The organism is Acinetobacter halobius (genome assembly GCF_044130335.1).
In the GTDB taxonomy this organism is placed as follows: Bacteria; Pseudomonadota; Gammaproteobacteria; order Pseudomonadales; family Moraxellaceae; genus Acinetobacter.
In genome coordinates, this window is record NZ_JBIQOD010000024.1 from 23202 (window position 1) to 40657 (window position 17456).

General features: G+C 40.0%; 22 protein-coding genes. 16 read left to right on the top strand and 6 right to left on the bottom strand.

All coding sequences use genetic code 11. From position 1 onward, the window contains the following. Positions 1–8 precede the first annotated feature (8 nt). Positions 9–437, top strand: a complete 429-nt coding sequence (locus tag ACE01U_RS15595; RefSeq protein ID WP_086208849.1) for a hypothetical protein — start codon at positions 9–11, stop codon at positions 435–437. A gap of 7 nt (positions 438–444) precedes the next feature. Here the strand turns inward: ACE01U_RS15595 and ACE01U_RS15600 are convergent, their stop codons facing one another. Then, positions 445–1455: a metallophosphoesterase gene (locus ACE01U_RS15600; RefSeq protein WP_086208850.1), complete on the bottom strand. Its 1011-nt coding sequence runs from the start codon at positions 1453–1455 to the stop codon at positions 445–447. Between the two features lie 188 nt (positions 1456–1643). Between ACE01U_RS15600 and ACE01U_RS15605 the strand changes: the two genes are divergently transcribed. Next, positions 1644–3185: a phospholipase D family protein gene (locus tag ACE01U_RS15605; protein WP_228146985.1), complete on the top strand. Its 1542-nt coding sequence runs from the start codon at positions 1644–1646 to the stop codon at positions 3183–3185. A 4-nt stretch (positions 3186–3189) separates the two neighbouring features. Here the strand turns inward: ACE01U_RS15605 and ACE01U_RS15610 are convergent, their stop codons facing one another. Further along, on the bottom strand, positions 3190–4014 hold the full coding sequence (locus tag ACE01U_RS15610) for a lysophospholipid acyltransferase family protein (protein ID WP_395579891.1): 825 nt from the start codon (positions 4012–4014) through the stop codon (positions 3190–3192). A 389-nt stretch (positions 4015–4403) separates the two neighbouring features. Here ACE01U_RS15610 and hflX point away from each other — a divergent pair, with 389 nt between their 5' ends. The 5 genes from hflX (at position 4404) to ACE01U_RS15635 (ending at position 8096) form a co-directional block, all read left to right on the top strand. Further along, the gene (gene hflX / locus ACE01U_RS15615) at positions 4404–5735 is read left to right on the top strand and encodes a ribosome rescue GTPase HflX (RefSeq protein ID WP_395579892.1); all 1332 of its coding nucleotides are present in this window, start codon (positions 4404–4406) and stop codon (positions 5733–5735) included. Between the two features lie 43 nt (positions 5736–5778). Continuing rightward, complete coding sequence (locus ACE01U_RS15620; protein WP_086208854.1) at positions 5779–6150, top strand: hypothetical protein; 372 nt, start codon at positions 5779–5781, stop codon at positions 6148–6150. Between the two features lie 10 nt (positions 6151–6160). After that, positions 6161–6835 carry an LrgB family protein gene (locus ACE01U_RS15625; RefSeq protein ID WP_086208855.1) on the top strand — a complete coding sequence of 225 codons (675 nt, stop codon included), beginning with the start codon at positions 6161–6163 and terminating at the stop codon, positions 6833–6835. Positions 6836–6922: 87 nt separating this feature from the next. Then, positions 6923–7366: a DUF2147 domain-containing protein gene (locus tag ACE01U_RS15630; RefSeq protein WP_110973899.1), complete on the top strand. Its 444-nt coding sequence runs from the start codon at positions 6923–6925 to the stop codon at positions 7364–7366. Between the two features lie 280 nt (positions 7367–7646). Beyond that, on the top strand, positions 7647–8096 hold the full coding sequence (locus ACE01U_RS15635; RefSeq protein WP_086208857.1) for a DUF2147 domain-containing protein: 450 nt from the start codon (positions 7647–7649) through the stop codon (positions 8094–8096). Positions 8097–8139: 43 nt separating this feature from the next. On the opposite strand, the gene ACE01U_RS15640 is transcribed toward ACE01U_RS15635, so the two are convergent. From ACE01U_RS15640 to pdxA, 3 genes are read right to left on the bottom strand one after another with little or no spacing between them, the layout of a single operon-like run. Then, positions 8140–8988 carry a symmetrical bis(5'-nucleosyl)-tetraphosphatase gene (locus tag ACE01U_RS15640; RefSeq protein WP_395579893.1) on the bottom strand — a complete coding sequence of 283 codons (849 nt, stop codon included), beginning with the start codon at positions 8986–8988 and terminating at the stop codon, positions 8140–8142. A gap of 1 nt (position 8989) precedes the next feature. Continuing rightward, positions 8990–9802 (bottom strand): 16S rRNA (adenine(1518)-N(6)/adenine(1519)-N(6))-dimethyltransferase RsmA, encoded by an 813-nt coding sequence (gene rsmA, locus ACE01U_RS15645; RefSeq protein ID WP_110973901.1) that lies wholly within the window; start codon positions 9800–9802, stop codon positions 8990–8992. Between the two features lie 32 nt (positions 9803–9834). Next, positions 9835–10803, bottom strand: coding sequence for a 4-hydroxythreonine-4-phosphate dehydrogenase PdxA (gene pdxA / locus ACE01U_RS15650; protein WP_395579894.1), 969 nt, complete (start codon positions 10801–10803; stop codon positions 9835–9837). A 538-nt stretch (positions 10804–11341) separates the two neighbouring features. On the opposite strand from pdxA, the gene rplM reads away from it, so the two are divergent. Together rplM and rpsI are read left to right on the top strand one after the other, a co-directional pair. Further along, the gene (gene rplM / locus ACE01U_RS15655; RefSeq protein ID WP_004695096.1) at positions 11342–11770 is read left to right on the top strand and encodes a 50S ribosomal protein L13; all 429 of its coding nucleotides are present in this window, start codon (positions 11342–11344) and stop codon (positions 11768–11770) included. A 12-nt stretch (positions 11771–11782) separates the two neighbouring features. Further along, the gene (rpsI, locus tag ACE01U_RS15660; protein ID WP_086208861.1) at positions 11783–12169 is read left to right on the top strand and encodes a 30S ribosomal protein S9; all 387 of its coding nucleotides are present in this window, start codon (positions 11783–11785) and stop codon (positions 12167–12169) included. Positions 12170–12313: 144 nt separating this feature from the next. Here rpsI and ACE01U_RS15665 read toward each other — a convergent pair whose 3' ends face one another. Continuing rightward, positions 12314–12631, bottom strand: coding sequence for a hypothetical protein (locus tag ACE01U_RS15665; protein ID WP_395579895.1), 318 nt, complete (start codon positions 12629–12631; stop codon positions 12314–12316). 123 nt (positions 12632–12754) lie between these two features. Here ACE01U_RS15665 and ACE01U_RS15670 point away from each other — a divergent pair, with 123 nt between their 5' ends. From ACE01U_RS15670 to ACE01U_RS15700, 7 genes are all read left to right on the top strand, one after another. Further along, positions 12755–13408 carry a glutathione S-transferase N-terminal domain-containing protein gene (locus ACE01U_RS15670; protein WP_110973903.1) on the top strand — a complete coding sequence of 218 codons (654 nt, stop codon included), beginning with the start codon at positions 12755–12757 and terminating at the stop codon, positions 13406–13408. 8 nt (positions 13409–13416) lie between these two features. Continuing rightward, on the top strand, positions 13417–13848 hold the full coding sequence (locus ACE01U_RS15675) for a ClpXP protease specificity-enhancing factor (protein WP_086208864.1): 432 nt from the start codon (positions 13417–13419) through the stop codon (positions 13846–13848). Between the two features lie 17 nt (positions 13849–13865). Beyond that, positions 13866–14525 (top strand): hypothetical protein, encoded by a 660-nt coding sequence (locus tag ACE01U_RS15680; protein ID WP_086208865.1) that lies wholly within the window; start codon positions 13866–13868, stop codon positions 14523–14525. Between the two features lie 405 nt (positions 14526–14930). Further along, positions 14931–15290, top strand: coding sequence for a hypothetical protein (locus ACE01U_RS15685; RefSeq protein ID WP_086208866.1), 360 nt, complete (start codon positions 14931–14933; stop codon positions 15288–15290). An 83-nt stretch (positions 15291–15373) separates the two neighbouring features. Beyond that, positions 15374–16345, top strand: a complete 972-nt coding sequence (locus ACE01U_RS15690; RefSeq protein ID WP_395579896.1) for a hypothetical protein — start codon at positions 15374–15376, stop codon at positions 16343–16345. A gap of 9 nt (positions 16346–16354) precedes the next feature. Next, positions 16355–16903, top strand: a complete 549-nt coding sequence (locus ACE01U_RS15695) for a GTP-binding protein (RefSeq protein ID WP_395579897.1) — start codon at positions 16355–16357, stop codon at positions 16901–16903. Between the two features lie 18 nt (positions 16904–16921). Next, a complete protein-coding gene (locus ACE01U_RS15700) occupies positions 16922–17329 on the top strand; it encodes a roadblock/LC7 domain-containing protein (protein ID WP_395579898.1) in 408 nt (135 codons plus the stop codon). The last annotated feature ends 127 nt before the right edge of the window (positions 17330–17456 follow it).

The window sequence follows — 17456 nt, forward strand, 5'->3', positions numbered from 1 at the left end:
ACACAGAAATGGATGAAAAAATAGAACAACTCACCAATGAACAACTCCTCGACGTCATCGTATTAGTTGAAGAAAACAAAATCATTCAAGCCATCCAATACATCGCAACACACACGGCTTTTCAATACGACGATGCCCAAGAAATCGTCACAGAACTCACAAAACGTCATGATGCAGCACTAAAAAGTATGTATAACCACGAGCAACTTTACTCAGAAGATATCTCAACTGCAGAGTTAACAATAAATCGTCTTACTCCTCCGAAATTAACTCTCAAAGAAGATCAAACCCTGCAAAAATCACAACATAAAGATGTGAATAATAGTGACGTAACCCGAACACAAGGTATTCAAGCCTTACAGCCCAAAAACCACAAGCTGTGGATGATCTTGGCTGTGGTCATTTTGGTTTTAAGCTTTATTTTTTATTGGTTCTAGCTGAGCTTTAGATTAGCTCAATGATATCAATGGTCGGTGGGACCCGGAAGCGAAACGGTACACCCACCATACCTGTACCCACCGTAACAAACACATCTGCGTGTTCATGACGGTACAAGCCTTTCTTGTGCCCCAAGATCGACACCTTTTTCATCACAAAATCCGTTAACCACGGCAGTTCAACCTGGCCGCCATGCGTATGACCTGACAACATTAAAGGACGTGTTGGTAAAGAAGGCACCATATCGACCGTGTCAGGATTGTGCGATAAAATGACCCATGGCTTGTCCTGCGGTAAATGTGGCATAAAACGCATATCTGCCTTACCTGCCCACAAGTCACCGACCCCGATTAAGCGAAACTCATCAAATTCAACAATCTGCCCCTCTATATCAATGACATTGTTGACCTTCAAAGCATGTCTTAACAGGTTTTGAATCGGGGGACCTGGATACTGTTCATCATGGTTACCATTGACCGAATAGACGGGTGCATTAATTTCGCGTAGTACCTCTAACTCTTCCGCCAGTGTATTTTCAGGTTCATAGGTCCAGTCTCCAGCAATCACCACCAAATCAGGCTTTTGTTCATTCAGCCGTTTAACAATGGTTTTTAACTGACGTTCATGACCTGAAAACAAACCAATATGTAAATCGGCAACCAAAGCAATACGAACAGGTTTGAGTAATTTATAGTCCTCTTGGATTTGATACTGCATGGTTTTAACATGGACAAAATGCGGCTCAATAAAACGTGCATAACACAATAAGCCACTCACTAAAAAGACAAAAATTGCTTCATGCCATGAGTAATAACCTTGGATACCTGCGTATAAACTAAAGAAAAATAAAGGAATCAGTAAATAAGACAAATAAAAAGCCAATAAATGCACAAAGGCTTTAAACGGATGAATCGTCTCCGTATTGGTTTGACTGATCCATGCTTGATACACTGCCCAACCGGCAAGCAAGGCCATCGCAATATAAAAATAGAACACGACGGATTGTGTATTTAGCATAGACATTTACTCACAAACAGTTCATCAAGAACACATAATCTTCTGTTTATCTTTTCACAGCTCAGAATTATACTCAAACCAAATTTATAGACTTTATGACGATGGAAAAACCACACAGCGCAGTGAAGCGCGCTCTACCCCGCTCAACGTCGACTCAGCAAGGTGCTAAACTACTTTTACTCAGCTGTATGGTGATCTCTGTTCCTGCCTGTAATACTTTGCCCAAACAGATTCCGCAGCCTCAAGTTTATGCTTTTGATCAAGCCACGGACCAAACCAGCTTAGCCAAAATCGTACTACCACTCCGTGAGCAAAATCCGGGATTGACAGGTTTCCATATTCTCTATAACCCACTCGAAGCATTAGCAGCGCGCATCCATCTCATTGATAAAGCAGAAAAGACTTTAGATCTACAATATTATATTTGGGATAATGACCGTATCGGCGCACTGGCACTTTATTCAATATTGAAAGCGGCAGACCGTGGGGTCAAGGTTCGGTTACTGATTGATGACAACAATGCCAAGAAAATGGAAGGCATTTACCTCGCACTCGACCAACACACCAACATTGACATCAAACTGTATAATCCCTATCGCTTCCGCCACTATCGCGCGATGGATATGATGCTCAATCTCAAACGCATTAACCGTCGTATGCATAACAAAAGTTTTATTGCTGATAACCAAATCGCGCTGATTGGTGGTCGTAATATGAGTAACCAATATTATAATGTCAGCGACAATTACCAGTTTTCCGATGTAGATGTCATGCTTGTAGGTTCGGCAGCAGATGAAATTGTGCACTCATTCGATGAATACTGGAATGATGATTATGCCTTTCCAGTGCGTCAGATCGTCAATGCCAATCATTACAGCTTACGCTATGAAGGCTTAAAAACACAGTTGCAACAGCACTATCAAGAAGTGACGGTACAAAATTATCTGGATCTTGCCAATCGTTCACAAGCGTTTGAACACTGGCTGAACGATAGTATCCAATTTGACTGGGTCAAGGCCGAAGTCGTAAAAGACTCACCAAGTAAAATCAAATCCCGAGCTAAAAAAGAAGAACATCTCAACTTCCAGTTACAAACCCATCTAGAAAAACCAACAGATAGCATCGACATTATCTCTGCCTATTTCGTTCCTGAACGTAAAGGCAAAAAACACCTTGCCAACCTTGCGCAAAGTGATATCCAAGTCCGTGTACTCACCAACTCATTCAAAGCCAATGATGTACCTTTGGTCCATGCTTTCTATGGAAAATACCGCCAAGACTTACTAGAAAATGGTGTACAACTATATGAATTCTTAGCAAATCCTGCGGCTGAAGCACTTAATGAGAACAATGAGGAAATCTCGAAAAAAGCCAAAGTCAGCATCAAAGGATTAAGCCGTTCTAGCCTGCATGCCAAGCTTATGACGATTGATGAAAAACAAGTTTTTATTGGCTCGTTTAATTTTGACCCACGTTCTGCCAACTTAAATACCGAAATTGGTGTTTTACTCAACAGCCCGCCTTTGGCAAAGGCTGTGCATCAAACAATGGATCAAAATTTGAGTAAATATGCCTATAAACTGGTTCTGGATGCCAACAAAAATATTAACTGGCAAATTAAGCAGGCCGATGGCTCAATCAAGACTTATACCACAGAGCCGAAAATGAACTGGTTTAAACGTGCAGGTATTAAAGTCATTTCATGGCTCCCGATCGAAGGCTTTATGTAAGCCTTCAACTTCCCATCGCGCTCGCTTGAGGTTTCAATACCTTTTGGTGTAAGTCAGCCAAGCCTTGCACCATCTTTTGTTGTACCAAGGCTGTTAAGCTATCGACTGTATGACCTGCAGTACAAATTGCAGGTAATGCAACAAGATGTGCTGTAACTTGAGGCATCTCCAAGACTTTTTGGACGTGTTCGGCAAAACCAATATTACCAATAAAAGGCGAAACTTGGTCGAGCCCGCCCTGCTGATTGACATAACAAATTAAACAAATTTGGACATCGCGCTGTGCTTCAATTGCAGCCCCTAAAATACGCCCATGGACTTTTTTTACTTTAGAGCCGTCAGTAGTTGTCGCTTCTGGAAAGAACAGCACAGGAATGTCTTGTTTTAAAAATTCAGTAATTTGTTCACGGATCTTGATTGAATCCCCCGACCCACGTTGGATAAACAAGGTTCCACCACTTTTTGCAAGTTTGCCGAACACAGGCCATTTTTCAATTTCAGCTTTGGCTAAAAAAAACACCCGTGCGCCAGAACCCAAAACTGCCACGTCTAACCATGAAATATGATTACTCACCCAAAGTGCAGGTTTACGTGGAATATCGCCATGGACATGCACATCAATGTTAAAAACTTTGCAGAGTCGACGACAAAAATACTGCACGTAGCGGGTATTTTGAGGATTATTAATGTCTTTATACAAGCCATGTCGATAAACCAAATAAAAACCCTCAGAAACGGCACTGAGTCCCGTTACTAGCTTCTTGCTATACAACGCAAGTTTTGAGAGTCCACTTAATGATGTTGTTTTTATTTCAGTATTTGATTGCATAGAGGATTCACTTGGCACAGCTTTATTCAACAGTTAATCATTGATTACAACTCATTCTATACTGATCTTAACTTACTTGCATTGATCATAAAAACCGAAAGACTAGATGATTATTTTCAATTTTAATCGTTTAAATAAATTAATTATAATAATTCAATCGAAATATCAAAATAAGGTTCTCCCATGAATGATCAAATGAATCCTCCTACTGCACCCTTAAATCCCGTTCAAGCATTTAAATTTATTCTTGGGTTAAGCATCTTATACTTTGGAAGTTTGGTTCTTTTGGTACAGCTCTTTCGCACCATGTAAAGCCACGCTATAACTATTTCGCTCAAGCTGAGTAAATTCATCTACACTAGAGCTTTCTAGGTGCGAGATTATATTGAGTGGAATATTTTGAACAGAAACAAGGTGGCGAAAAAACGATTTTAGTCAGTGTTGCCATCCACATTCTGGAAGATCTTGATGCAGAAGAGTTTCGCTTACTTGCCAAGTCGGCAGGTGCAGAAATTCTAGAGCATATTCACGCTCAAAGATTCAAACCTGACCCTAAATATTTTATTGGTTCAGGCAAAGCTGAAGAAGTAGCAGCACGTGTGGAAGAGCTAGAAGCAAGTTTGGTGATTATTGACCATGCACTAACCCCCAGTCAGGAACGCAACCTGAGCCGCATTATCAAATGTCGCGTCATTGACCGCACCCGCCTTATTTTAGATATCTTTGCACAGCGCGCGCGTACTCATGAAGGTAAACTTCAAGTCGAATTGGCTCAACTTGATCACTTGTCTTCTCGACTAGTCGGTACAGGGATTAGTCTCGATAGCCAAAAAGGTGGGATTGGGCTTCGTGGACCAGGTGAAACTCAACTCGAAACTGACCGTCGTTTACTTCGTGTTCGTGTAGGACAACTTAAAGATAAATTAGAGAAAGTACGACAAACGCGAATCCAAGGTCGTGCAGCACGCCAAAAAGCTGCTATTCCAACCATTTCTTTAGTCGGTTATACCAATGCTGGAAAATCGACTCTATTTAACACCCTCGCCAAATCTGATGTTTATGCCGCAGATCAGCTATTTGCAACCTTAGACCCCACTCTAAGACGTTTAGACTGGGATGGTATTGGCCCTTTGGTCTTAGCCGACACTGTAGGCTTTGTACGTAACCTTGCGCACGCCTTGGTCGAATCTTTTAAAGCGACACTAGAGGAAACCTTAGAAGCCAGCCTACTGCTGCATGTAATTGACTCCAACAGTCCAGATCTGATGGAACAAATTGAAGCCGTTGAAAAAGTGCTCAAAGAAATTGGAGCCGATATTCCTATCCTTCGTGTTTATAACAAAATTGACCAAAGTGCTGAACAAGCCAAAATTATCTATGCTGAACCCAATGTCCCTGAGCGTGTTTATGTGTCAGCACATACGGGCGAAGGACTCAATCTACTGCGCCAAGCAGTACAAGAGTGCTTAATGGGACAAATTCAAAACTTTGACGTTCTGCTCAAGCCAGCCTATGGAAAATTGCGCAACCAATTGTATGCCCTGAATGTGATTCAATCTGAAAATTATGATGATGAAGGAAATCTTCACCTACAAGTGTACATTGCACCACATAAACTGGAACAACTGATTAAACAAGCACATTTACCAATTGATGAAATTTTAGGTTTGAAAGCAAAACAATTTCATCGTGAACTCGAAGAATTTGAAATCAAAAACTAAATCGGTTAAAACGTGATAAGTAAAATGTTAATGACAGAACAAAATGGAATGGATAAAAACGGTTGATTGGACCGCATGGATCGGCACGGTTGCCCTCATCGTTCTCTTTCGAGAATCTGCTGTATGGGTCACGGGGTACTTTGGGCACCCCGAAATGGGCAATTTACTTGGACTCATTAGTTTATTAATCGTGCTGTTAGGTTGGCGGAAATTCAAAAAAATTCCAGCACGTTTGGTCGATACCAACAATAAAATCATGAAAGAAAGTGCTTTCGCCTTTCTGCCCATTAGTGCAGGTTCCTTGCTGATGATGACCCATTTAGGTCACGAAATCCCAATGTTTTTGGTGGTGCTGTTTGTCAGCACACTTATCCCACTTTGGGTTTATGCCAAAATGTCTAAGAAATGGCTTTAGGAGAATGCTCATGATTCCCATCATTTTCGGTTTTTTCCTGACTTTAGTTGCTTATTTACTGGCAAAACCAATCAATAAAAAGTTGCCACAGATTCCAATTATTGTGATTGGCATGTGTTTTGTGATTGCACTTCTCTTCCTCCTCAACATTCCTTATGAGCAATATATGGCGCAAGTGAATCCTGTTTTTAATCATTTGCTCGGTTATGTCACTGTTGCACTGGCTATTCCTTTAGCGTCCATGCGTTATGACGACCTTCCTCTCAAAGCAGTAGTTGGCATCTTAGTTTTTGCAAGTATTAGTGCGGTCGGATTGCCTATGGGTTTGGCTTATTTACTGCATTTATCTGATCCGACCATCATGGCTTTTGCCACACGTGCTGTCACCACTCCAATTGCGATTAATATCGCAACACTCCTCCATGCACCCATCAGTCTCGCGATTTTAATTGTGATTTTATCTGGAGTCATCGGTGCCGCATTTTCTCCACTGATTTTAAAACATATCAATGATGAACGCGCTTCAGGGTTAGCACTCGGTCTTGCCGCACATGCTATTGGAACAGCCCAAGCATGGCAACGAGGCAGTATTGCAGGGCGCTATGCTGCCTTTGGAATGGCAGTCAATGCTGTGTTTACTGCAATATGGTTACCGTTGTTTATTCTATACTTGCAAAAAATGTGATATGTTCCTCACATAAACAATTGTATTGTTTAAAAAATCAACTTATGATGAGTTTGTCGTTTATTAAATGATAAAAGGATTTTGTTCATGAGCAAATTGACACTTGCAATCGCATTCGCTACATCTGTCATTGGCAGTGCAGCTTTTGCTGAAGATATTAGCGGTACGTGGAAAAACATTGATGACAAAACTGGATCATCGAAAGCCATCCTAGAAATCCGTCAAGAATCAAACGGGACCTATACCGCTAAAGTTGTTAAAGTGACCCCTCGTCCAGGCTATACCCCCAAAGAACATTGTATCAATTGCCCAGCACCATATACCAATAAACCCATTTTAGGCATGGATGTCATGAAAGGGCTCAAACACAATGGTGATACCAATTATACAGGTGGAAAAATTATCGACCCGTTGTCAGGAAATATTTACAGTTGCAAAGCAAAACTTAGCTCGAATGGTAAACGTTTAACACTTCGAGGATATGTGGGCATATCTGCACTGGGTCGTAGCCAAACATGGATCCGTGAATAATTGCGACTTAATGCTCGCTAACGTGTGGCTATCATCTGTAAAATCATACCATGTTGAGATTTAACAGCTAAACGATGAGTAAATTATACATTTTCAAAACTTAGACTGATCATTTTAAATTCAATGAATAATAAGGTTTCAGCTAAGTCTGTATGATTTTTCCATTTTTTTAAAAGGCATATGCCTATTCTATATCCAACGACCATAAGCAGTTTGCCTTATGCTAACTGCTTATTTTTCTGTGTCTTGGATATTTTTGTGAAATTATAGAGAACCTTATATGAAAAGTAAGTTTTTTATCGCGGGATTAACATTGTCCATGCTTTGCGGGGGAGCATTTGCACAGGACTTAACAGGGACATGGCAACAAATTGATGATAAGTCAGGCTCGCCGAAAGCCATTATTGAAATTCGTAAAGAGTCCAATAACACCTATACTGGAAAAATTGTTAAAATTACGCCACGTCCTGGATATACACCTAAAGAATTTTGTGTAAATTGCCCATCGCCTTATACCAACAAACCCATTTTAGGCATGGATATTATTAAAGATTTGAAGCACGTGGACGGCACCAACAACTATGAAAAAGGTCGTGTGATTGATCCATTATCAGGCAAACTCTATGATGCCAAAATGAAGCTGAATGCCACAGGAAAGCGACTTTCCCTACGTGCATACATTGGTGTTTCTGCCTTAGGTCGTAACCAAACATGGTTAAGAATCGACTAAGAATAAAAAAGCCACGAACTTCGTGGCTTTTTTAATGCATGGGCTATTGAACTGGATTATCAACGGCAAATAAGCTCTCATCTTCTAAACGGTAAGCCATTAATTGATGCCCCCAGACACAACCGCCATCTACATTTTGAATCGAGTCCGAAATAGTTTTGCCTTGTAAAGCGGCCCAGTGACCAAACACAACTTTATGGGTTTGCGCTGCTTGCGAAGCGAATTCAAACCATGGTTTGAACCCTTCAGGCATTGGGTCGCTGAGTGAGTCCTTAAAACTAAACTCCAAACGCCCAGCACTATCGGTTAAACGCATACGGGTCAAATAATTCACGATACAGCGTAAACGCGCGTTGCCCGTGAGTTCATCCGACCACAAAGTAGGTTCTTTGCCATACATGTCTTTTAAAAAGGCATCGACAACATCAAAATCATCCGCTGCAATGACCGCCTCAACTTCTGCCGCCAAAGCAGCAGCCTGTTCTGCTGTCCAGTTAGTTGGAATGCCTGCATGCGTCAGAACTGTCGTTGCATTTGGAAACACACACAAGGGCTGTTTCCGCAACCAATCAATCAAATCATCACTATCAATCGCATCAATCACATCACGAATGTTATCTTTATCTTTAATTGTTTTAATGCCACGTGCAGCCGCCAGCAAAGTTAAATCATGATTGCCTAAAACTATTGCAGCAGTATTACGCTCTACTAATTTTTTAATAAAGCGTAAAGCACCCAATGAGTTTTCACCACGGGCAACCAAATCCCCTGCAAACCAAATAAAATCTTGGTCAGGATCAAACTGAATGGTCTTTAGCAAGGCTTTGAGTGCTTCAAAACAACCCTGCACATCACCAATGACATAATTGTATCGAATCTCTGCACCTGCCACCTTAAGCCACCATTTGATCTGCTAATGCCACAAATTGAGCCAGTGTTAAAGTCTCTGGGCGCGCCATCGGATCAACACCTGCTTGTTCAAAACCATCTTCAACCAACATGCCTTTTAAGCTATTACGCAAAGTTTTACGGCGCTGGGTAAAGACATGTGATACCAACCGTGCCAAAGCTTTTTCATTTTTTGCCACAATCGGCTTAACTGCGTACGGCTCTAAACGGAACACCGCAGAAGTCACTTTAGGTGGTGGGTTAAATGAACCCGGCGGTACTTCAAACAAGAACGTAGGTTTACAGAAATACTGAATCATCACCGACAAACGACCATACTCTTTGCTATTTGGAGTAGCCGTAATACGATCCACCACTTCTTTTTGTAGCATAAAGTGCATGTCTTTAACTTTGTCACCAAACTCCAAGAGGTGAAACAAAAGTGGCGTCGAGATGTTATACGGCAAATTACCCACAACCCGTAAAGGGCGACCATCTTCAAATAGATTAGTGAAGTCGTACTTCAGTGCATCCGTTTCAATAATGGTTAAACGTTCAGGATGTGGCACACGCCCCGGTAAACCGGCTGCTAAATCACGGTCTAATTCAACCACCGTGAGTGCGTCACATTCGCCAATCAACGGAGAAGTTAAGGCTGCCAAACCCGGGCCAATTTCCACAATGTTATCCCCTGAACGGGGTGCAACTGAACGTACAATCTTGGCAATCACACGTTGGTCATGTAAGAAGTTTTGCCCAAAACGCTTACGCGTATGGTGCCCTTCATCTTTAGGGTTTAAGGCATTAATTTGATACATAAAATTTTCCAACGTGAGTTAATCACTGAACATTAGTGACGAGCTAATTCTAACGCTAAATCAACAGCGACCTGTAAGCTTGAGCTTTTCGCAAGACCTGTGCCTGCGAGGGAGAGAGCTGTGCCATGATCAACTGAGGTACGAATAAACGGCAAGCCCAAAGTAATATTAATGGCTTCACCAAACCCTTGCGATTTTAACACAGGTAAGCCCTGATCGTGATACATCGCCAAAACAGCATCGGCATCTTTTAAGTTTTCAGGGGTAAATAAAGTGTCGGCAGGCAAACTCAGGCTCATATTCATGCCTTGAGCACGGTAGCTTTCTAGCACGGGATTAATCACCTCAATTTCCTCCATCCCCAAATAGCCATCCTCTCCTGCGTGTGGGTTTAAGCCACACACTAAAATATGCGGATGCTCTTTTTTGAATTTGCTTTTTAAATCTTGAATTAAAATATCAATCACTTGATGCAGTCGCTCTTTGGTAATTGCATCAGGCACAGCTCTCAAAGGTAAATGTGTAGTCGCTAGCGCGACACGCAACGTCTTGGTTGCAAGCATCATCACCACACGTTCCACCCCAGCAAACTCTTGGTAGTATTCGGTATGTCCACTAAAGTGAATGCCAGCATCATTGATGACTGACTTTTGTACAGGTGCAGTTGCAACACCTACACTTTTCCCAGACATGGCATAATCGGCCGAACGTCGTAACTGTTCTAAGACATAGGACGCATTGCTTGGGTTTAATTCACCTAATACCACAGCTTGGTTCAAGGGCACATGCTCAACATAGAGCTGTCTCGGAGCCAATGACGTCTTTTGCCCTACATATTCAATGAATTCTATGTCGATTCCCAATTTCTCTGCGCGCTTAGCTAACAAGTTCAGATCCGCCAAAACAACAATGGGGCGTTCATCTACCCGCCCTGCAAGGCTCAAACAAATATCTGGACCAATTCCAGCAGGTTCGCCACTGGTGACATATAAAGGAAGCATAGCTAACTCAAATAGAAGGCATGCAATATTATACAACGTATATCAAAGCACATCATGTAACGATGAACTCAAGACCTATCTATCAGCTGACATTTTTTAAGCATGTCGATATGGCTCTTGAGCTAGAAGACCCTCTGTAGAAAATGAAACAGTAAAACTTGTTTAATCGAGCGATTTCAAAATTGAAGCGGGGAATTTGGTACTTCATAAAGAAAAATCACCCATTCTTGGACAAATTTCCAACTGTCACTTTTATAAAATTCATAAGCAATATCATATCTTAGATTATAAAAATATGTTTCAAATTTGATAATAGCGCCAACTCTCCGCTTTTATTTTCGATTCACTCCAATTTCCTCATGATTTAAATAAAAGAATAAACTTTAATCTCTTCCTTTATAGTGCAGAATATCGTAAAATACGGCACTTGAAATTTCATATTTTCATTTGTGATTCCGAACAACTTCGTTTAGAATCGCGTCTCCTTTTGTTTGGACAGATTCCATAGTCCAAACCAACTATAATAGGTAGTGGTTTAATGAAAACTCTCAGCGCTAAGCCTGCTGAAGTTCAACACGACTGGTACGTTGTTGATGCTTCTGGCAAAACTTTAGGTCGCCTTGCGACTGAAATCGCTCGTCGTCTACGTGGTAAGCACAAGACTTCTTATACTCCTCACGTTGACACTGGCGATTATATCGTTGTAATCAATGCTGAAGAAATTCAAGTGACTGGTAAAAAAGCACTTGATAAAAAATACTATCGCCACACTGGCTTCCCTGGTGGTATCCGTGAGACTAACTTTGAAAAGTTAATCGCTCACAAACCAGAAGCAGTTTTAGAAAAAGCTGTTAAAGGTATGTTACCAAAAGGTCCTCTTGGTTATGCAATGATCAAGAAAATGAAAGTGTATGCAGGTACTGAGCATCCACACGCTGCTCAACAGCCACAAGTTTTGGACATCTAAGGGATACAGCACATGGCTACTAATTATGGTACAGGTCGCCGTAAGACCGCAACTGCACGTGTTTTCTTGTCAGCTGGTACAGGCAAACTCGTAATTAACAACCGTACTCTTGAGCAATACTTCGGTCGTGAAACTGCTCGTATGGTTGTTCGTCAACCTTTAGAGCTTCTTGAAGCTACTGAAAAGTATGACCTTTACATCACTGTTGCTGGTGGTGGTATCGGTGGTCAAGCTGGCGCTATCCGTCACGGTATTACTCGTGCGTTGATCGCTTCTGACGAAACACTTAAACCTGCTCTTCGTCAAGCTGGTTTCGTTACTCGTGATGCTCGTGAAGTTGAACGTAAGAAACTTGGTTTACGTAAAGCTCGTAAACGTCCTCAATTCTCTAAACGTTAATTCGTTTACCGAATCGGACAAAAAGCCTTGGTTTATCCAAGGCTTTTTTTATGCGTCATTTTCAACTTTAAAACCCATGCATTCTGCTTTATTCGTATGATATCCCTCTAGTTACTAGTTACATATTCCAGCTTATTTTAAAAATTAATGATCTTTAGGAAGTGGTGCATTACACGGCTCATCTGTTTGCTCATCGACCATTTTCACAGCTCCATCATTATAAACAGTGACCTTACAGCCTTTTACCGTATATTCTTGCTGAATACCGCCATACATCTCATCCTCAGATACAGAGGTAGCGACATCACAGGTTTCATCAGTAATACAAGCGACATATTCAGCAGTCTGCGGCACTACATCTACTGATTCGGCTGTATCTTGATTTTGAGCATAACTATTTGAGATAGAAGTCATTAATACAATCACTGCGATCAATTGAGTGATTCTGAGCATAAGTTGCATAGTTTTATCCTTATCTTTAATTTTTTCCAAGTTATTCGATTGTATAAGCATATTAAAGTTAAGATGATTTTATTGGCTATTTTTAGTATTCTAACCGATTCACTTCACCTAGTTTCTTGAAATATGTCTGTCGAAACTACTCCGCTTCAAGGAATTACGCTGTATAGCCATGCAGATGATTTTCGCTCCCACTGGATTCGTTATGTACTTGCAGAGAAGCAAATCAAATACCATTTGGTTTTAAGTGATGCAGATGATGAAGATCTCGCCAGCTTAAACCCTTATAATCAACTGCCCATGTTGATTGAAAATGATTTAAAACTATTTAATGCCAATATCATTTCCGAGTATTTAGACGATCGTTATCGTCAAAACAAGCTCTATGCCGACGCGCCTATGCCTCGTGCGGAACAGCGTCAGTATATTTGGCGCTTTGAACAAGATTGGTTAAAGCTTGCCGATATGATGCTACGCCATCCAGATACACTCGATGCACAAGCAAAACTGAACGCACAAAAAAAACTGAAAGATACACTCATTTCCCTAACACCATTGTTTCAGCATTTCCCCTATTTTATGTCGGAAAGCTTTAGCATTTTAGATTGCATGCTCGCGCCCATCTTTCTGCGCTTAAACAGTATGGGTGTGCATTTACCCAAACAGCAATGTCGCCCAATTTATTTATATTGCCAACGTATTTTTAGCCGCCCTGCATTTTTAAAGTCTTTAACTTTGCAGGAGAAAAACCATTATCAATCTGAATTTAAACAGCCGTAGAGAATATTATGTCTGATCAAGAATTAAACCTTACGCCGACTCGTCCATATTTAGCTCGCGCCATATATGAATGGATTTGTGATAATCAGCTGACACCACATTTATTGGTCGATGCAACCCAGCCCAATACTCTCGTTCCTGAACAATTTATTCAAGATGGGCAGATTGTCTTAAACATCGTCCCGCATGCCGTGCATGCGCTACATATGAGCAACGATGCGATTACCTTCTCTGCACGTTTTGGTGGGGTATCTCGTGATATTTATGTCCCCCTTAATGCTGTGATTGGCATTTATGCCCGTGAAAATGGACAAGGCTTGTTCTTCGACCCATCTGAATATGAGGGTCATACCCAAAATGAGCAAAATGCTTTAAAATCAGAGCATGAAGAAAAACCTGAAGCATCTAAGAAAAAACCAAGTCTCAGACTATTAGATTAATAAAATGGAGTAAGTATATGGCTTTTGATTTAGTACAATATTTTTCAGAACAGATTAAAATTCAAAAGCCTGAGCTTCTGAATAAATTTCCTCACGAAGAACGAAATCAGTATCTAGCAGAAGCCAATACACTCGCACTAGGAAAACTTATCACGCTTATCCGTAAAGATGGCGCGAAACTTTACCACGAAATTCAAACTCAAGATCACCTGTATATTCAGGAACTTGCTCGACATCTTACCACCTCACCTCACAATGTATCTCAGCTAGCCAAAGCAGACTTAGAACATAGTCTAACGGAAATGCTAAGCCTTCAGTTTGCTGAACTAAAACAACTTGATGAAACAGGTAATTTTGGTGAACGAGGTATTCATGAACTTCTCGTGGGTCAAGTTGAACACCTTTCAGGTCAAGCAGACGACTGGATTTGGACAACAAATGACCTAACAGAACTGATTGGCTCTAAACCAATGCCTGAAGAAGAGCTATCATTAGAAGAGACGATGAAGGAGTTTAATCAAATGGTAAATCAACACACAACTGACCACCAAGACCACACACATAGCCAAGCAACTGAAGTAAACACAACACCAGTGTGGGCTAAAATCCTTGAACCAGTGGTTGCTGTTATTATTCTATGGGGACTCTACTGCGCAGCCTCACAAATGTTCATCTAAATGATTAAAGATGAGAGATGCTCTAATTCAACGCATCTCTCTGTTTTTAAATTAGAAATATTTATTCAATCTTCTTAAATTAATCAAAAAAATAAATCTTGTCCTCAACATCATATGGCTATTTTTAAAATTTACATTTCCTTACACTTGTAAATAAATTAAGTAATTTTCTATTCAATTGCAAATTCAATCAAAATATTTTAATTGAAATGTCAACAAAATCACAAAAAAAACCAGTAAAAACTGACTAAAAAGCTCGGATTTAATCGCCAATTCCTTTTCCATATTTGTAGCTCAATTTATTTCTATTGATAATTTTTTCACGCCATCCATATAATGAAATCGACTTGTGAAACAACAGGTTAAAAGGATTTTCTAAAACTCATATAATTGAAGAGAAAAACTATGGCTAGAGTCTCATTAGAAGCATTAGCAAATATTGATGGTTTCTATGCAGCAGCATTGGTTGACGGAGAAAGTGGTTTAGCTCTCGCGACTCAAGGCGGTGGAAGCATTGATTTAGAACTCGCAGCAGCAGGCAATACCGAAGTCGTTCGCTCGAAACGTCGTGTTGCACAAGCCTTAAATTTAAATGATACGATTGAAGACATTCTTATCACTTTAGGCAAACAATATCACCTAATCCGTCCATTAGAAGGCAATGACAAGATTTTCTTATATCTTGTACTTGAACGCTCTAAAGCCAACCTTGCAATGGCACGTCATGAACTTAAAGGATATGAAAAAGGCTTAGATTTTTCTTAATTTGAATTACCCCCTTTTTTCATCATTATGGGAAAGGGGTTGTTTGTATTGCCCTCTTCAACCTTTTAAATTAAAGACATACTATGAATAAGCAATATATTAATATTGCGATTACTGGCCTAAGTTCGAATCATTCAGAAGAGCTTAAAACACAGCTACGTAATCTCATTCCTCAAGAGTATAAAATTAACTGGAGTTCTGCTGCCGACCCAAGCATTGATTGCTTATTCATACATGAAAATTTTTATGACACAGACAGCATACAAAAAATCATACAAAGCCGAAAATTCCCTTGGCTGAAAATTACCAAACGCCAACAAGGGCAAAACCTGATTCATGAAAATACGCTTTCTTTGCCCATTATTCACCATGAAAGCTTATCTAATTGGATTCTACAACATCTACTCAATACACCGATTGAAACTCAATCACACGCACTTACTGAAGCTGACACACAATATAAAAAAAGCCCTCATAAATTAGAATATTTCAGTAAAATGCTAGATCAAGAACGAAACTCAAAACTCCATCTCTTTGACACATTAGGCACTATTGCAATTATTGATGTACAGAACAATATTGCATGGCTCAATACGACTAGAGAACAAGATTTCACCGAATTTGGCTTTGACTATGATATTGCCAGCACCAGCAACTTCATGAAAGTCTCACGGAAGCAACCACATATACTGAGTGATTGGCTATGGCAGTTTTTTTGGAATTCTCCATTATTTTTAAAAGAAATCGCACCTGAGGATGGTCATTTTAAAATTCATATGTGGCCTAAACCTAGCCAGAACTTGGATAGAAAATACATTTTCCAACTTTCAAGTTGTTTTATACAAGGTGGAAAGATTTCCAAAATTTCAATACAACTTGATTTACCTATCGACACAGTACAACGCTTTATTGCAACAAATATTGCAACAAACAACCTCTCGAAAATCAATATCTGGGATAAGCACTACAATCCCCCAGAAACACCACAAGTTTCAGAAGAATCAAGTTTCATTAAAAGTTTTTTTGGAAAGCTAAGAAAAAAATTAGGCATATAGGAAAAGTGTATGATTTTACAACGCTTTAAAATCGTTTTTGTAGGTGGTATGGGTGCAGGAAAGACAGAGGCCATTCGCTCACTTTCAGAGATTCCTGTACTGCAAACGGAAGCTTTTAATACTGATGTACAACGCCATAGCAAACTAGAAACTACTGTTGGAATTGATTATGGCGAAATTACACTCGAAGAAAACCTCACTATTGGCCTCTATGGCACACCTGGGCAAAGCCGTTTTGATTTTGTTTGGTCCGCTATTACCAAAGGAGCAATCGGTGCGGTTATTCTTATTGACCACCATTCCGATGATCCTATCCAAGAATTAGAGAACTATTTAGAAACCTTTCAGAATTTTACGGATAATATCGCCATTGGAATTACCCATACCGATCTTCATTCTGAATCAGGTAAATCTACAAATATTTATAAGGAATGGCTACTTGAAAATGAGCTCTTTTCTCCTCTTTTCTTTATTGATGCACGAAACAAAGATGATGTACTGCTATTATTAGAAGCTTTAATTACTTCGATCGAAACTAACTCAAATATTACAAATTAACCCTCCGTGAGGTTTTATATGTTCACATTGACACAAAACCGTACTGCACCCGAAGAGTTAATTGAATTTTCAAAAAATGTAATTCAAGATATTCTCATGAATGTTCGCGGTGTCAATTACGTTATGCTCTGTAGCACTGATGGTTTTGAATTAGCACACGTTTATAAAAAAGATGGTTATAACACGACTAAACTTGCGGCTGTCAGCAGTTCAATTTTGGCTATGGTTGCTGCATTTATGCATGAAATTCACCTTGAAGGCTGCCAATCAATTACATTAGATGCAGATAATGGTAAAGCCATCTTAACCTCTATTCCCTCTTTAAAGCATCCTATGATTATTGTGACTTTAACCGAAAAAGATGTCTTACTTGGCCAACTTCTCTATACCTTAAAAAATTCCGGTAATCGCATTATGCAATACTGATTTAAAAATCAACCAAAAACCAGATACTGATAAGACATCAGCATTAATCAATGACAATAAATTCACTATTTCGCTAACCGCATAATAAAAAAAGCCCCCTAACTTAATCGTTAGGGGGCTTTTGAAT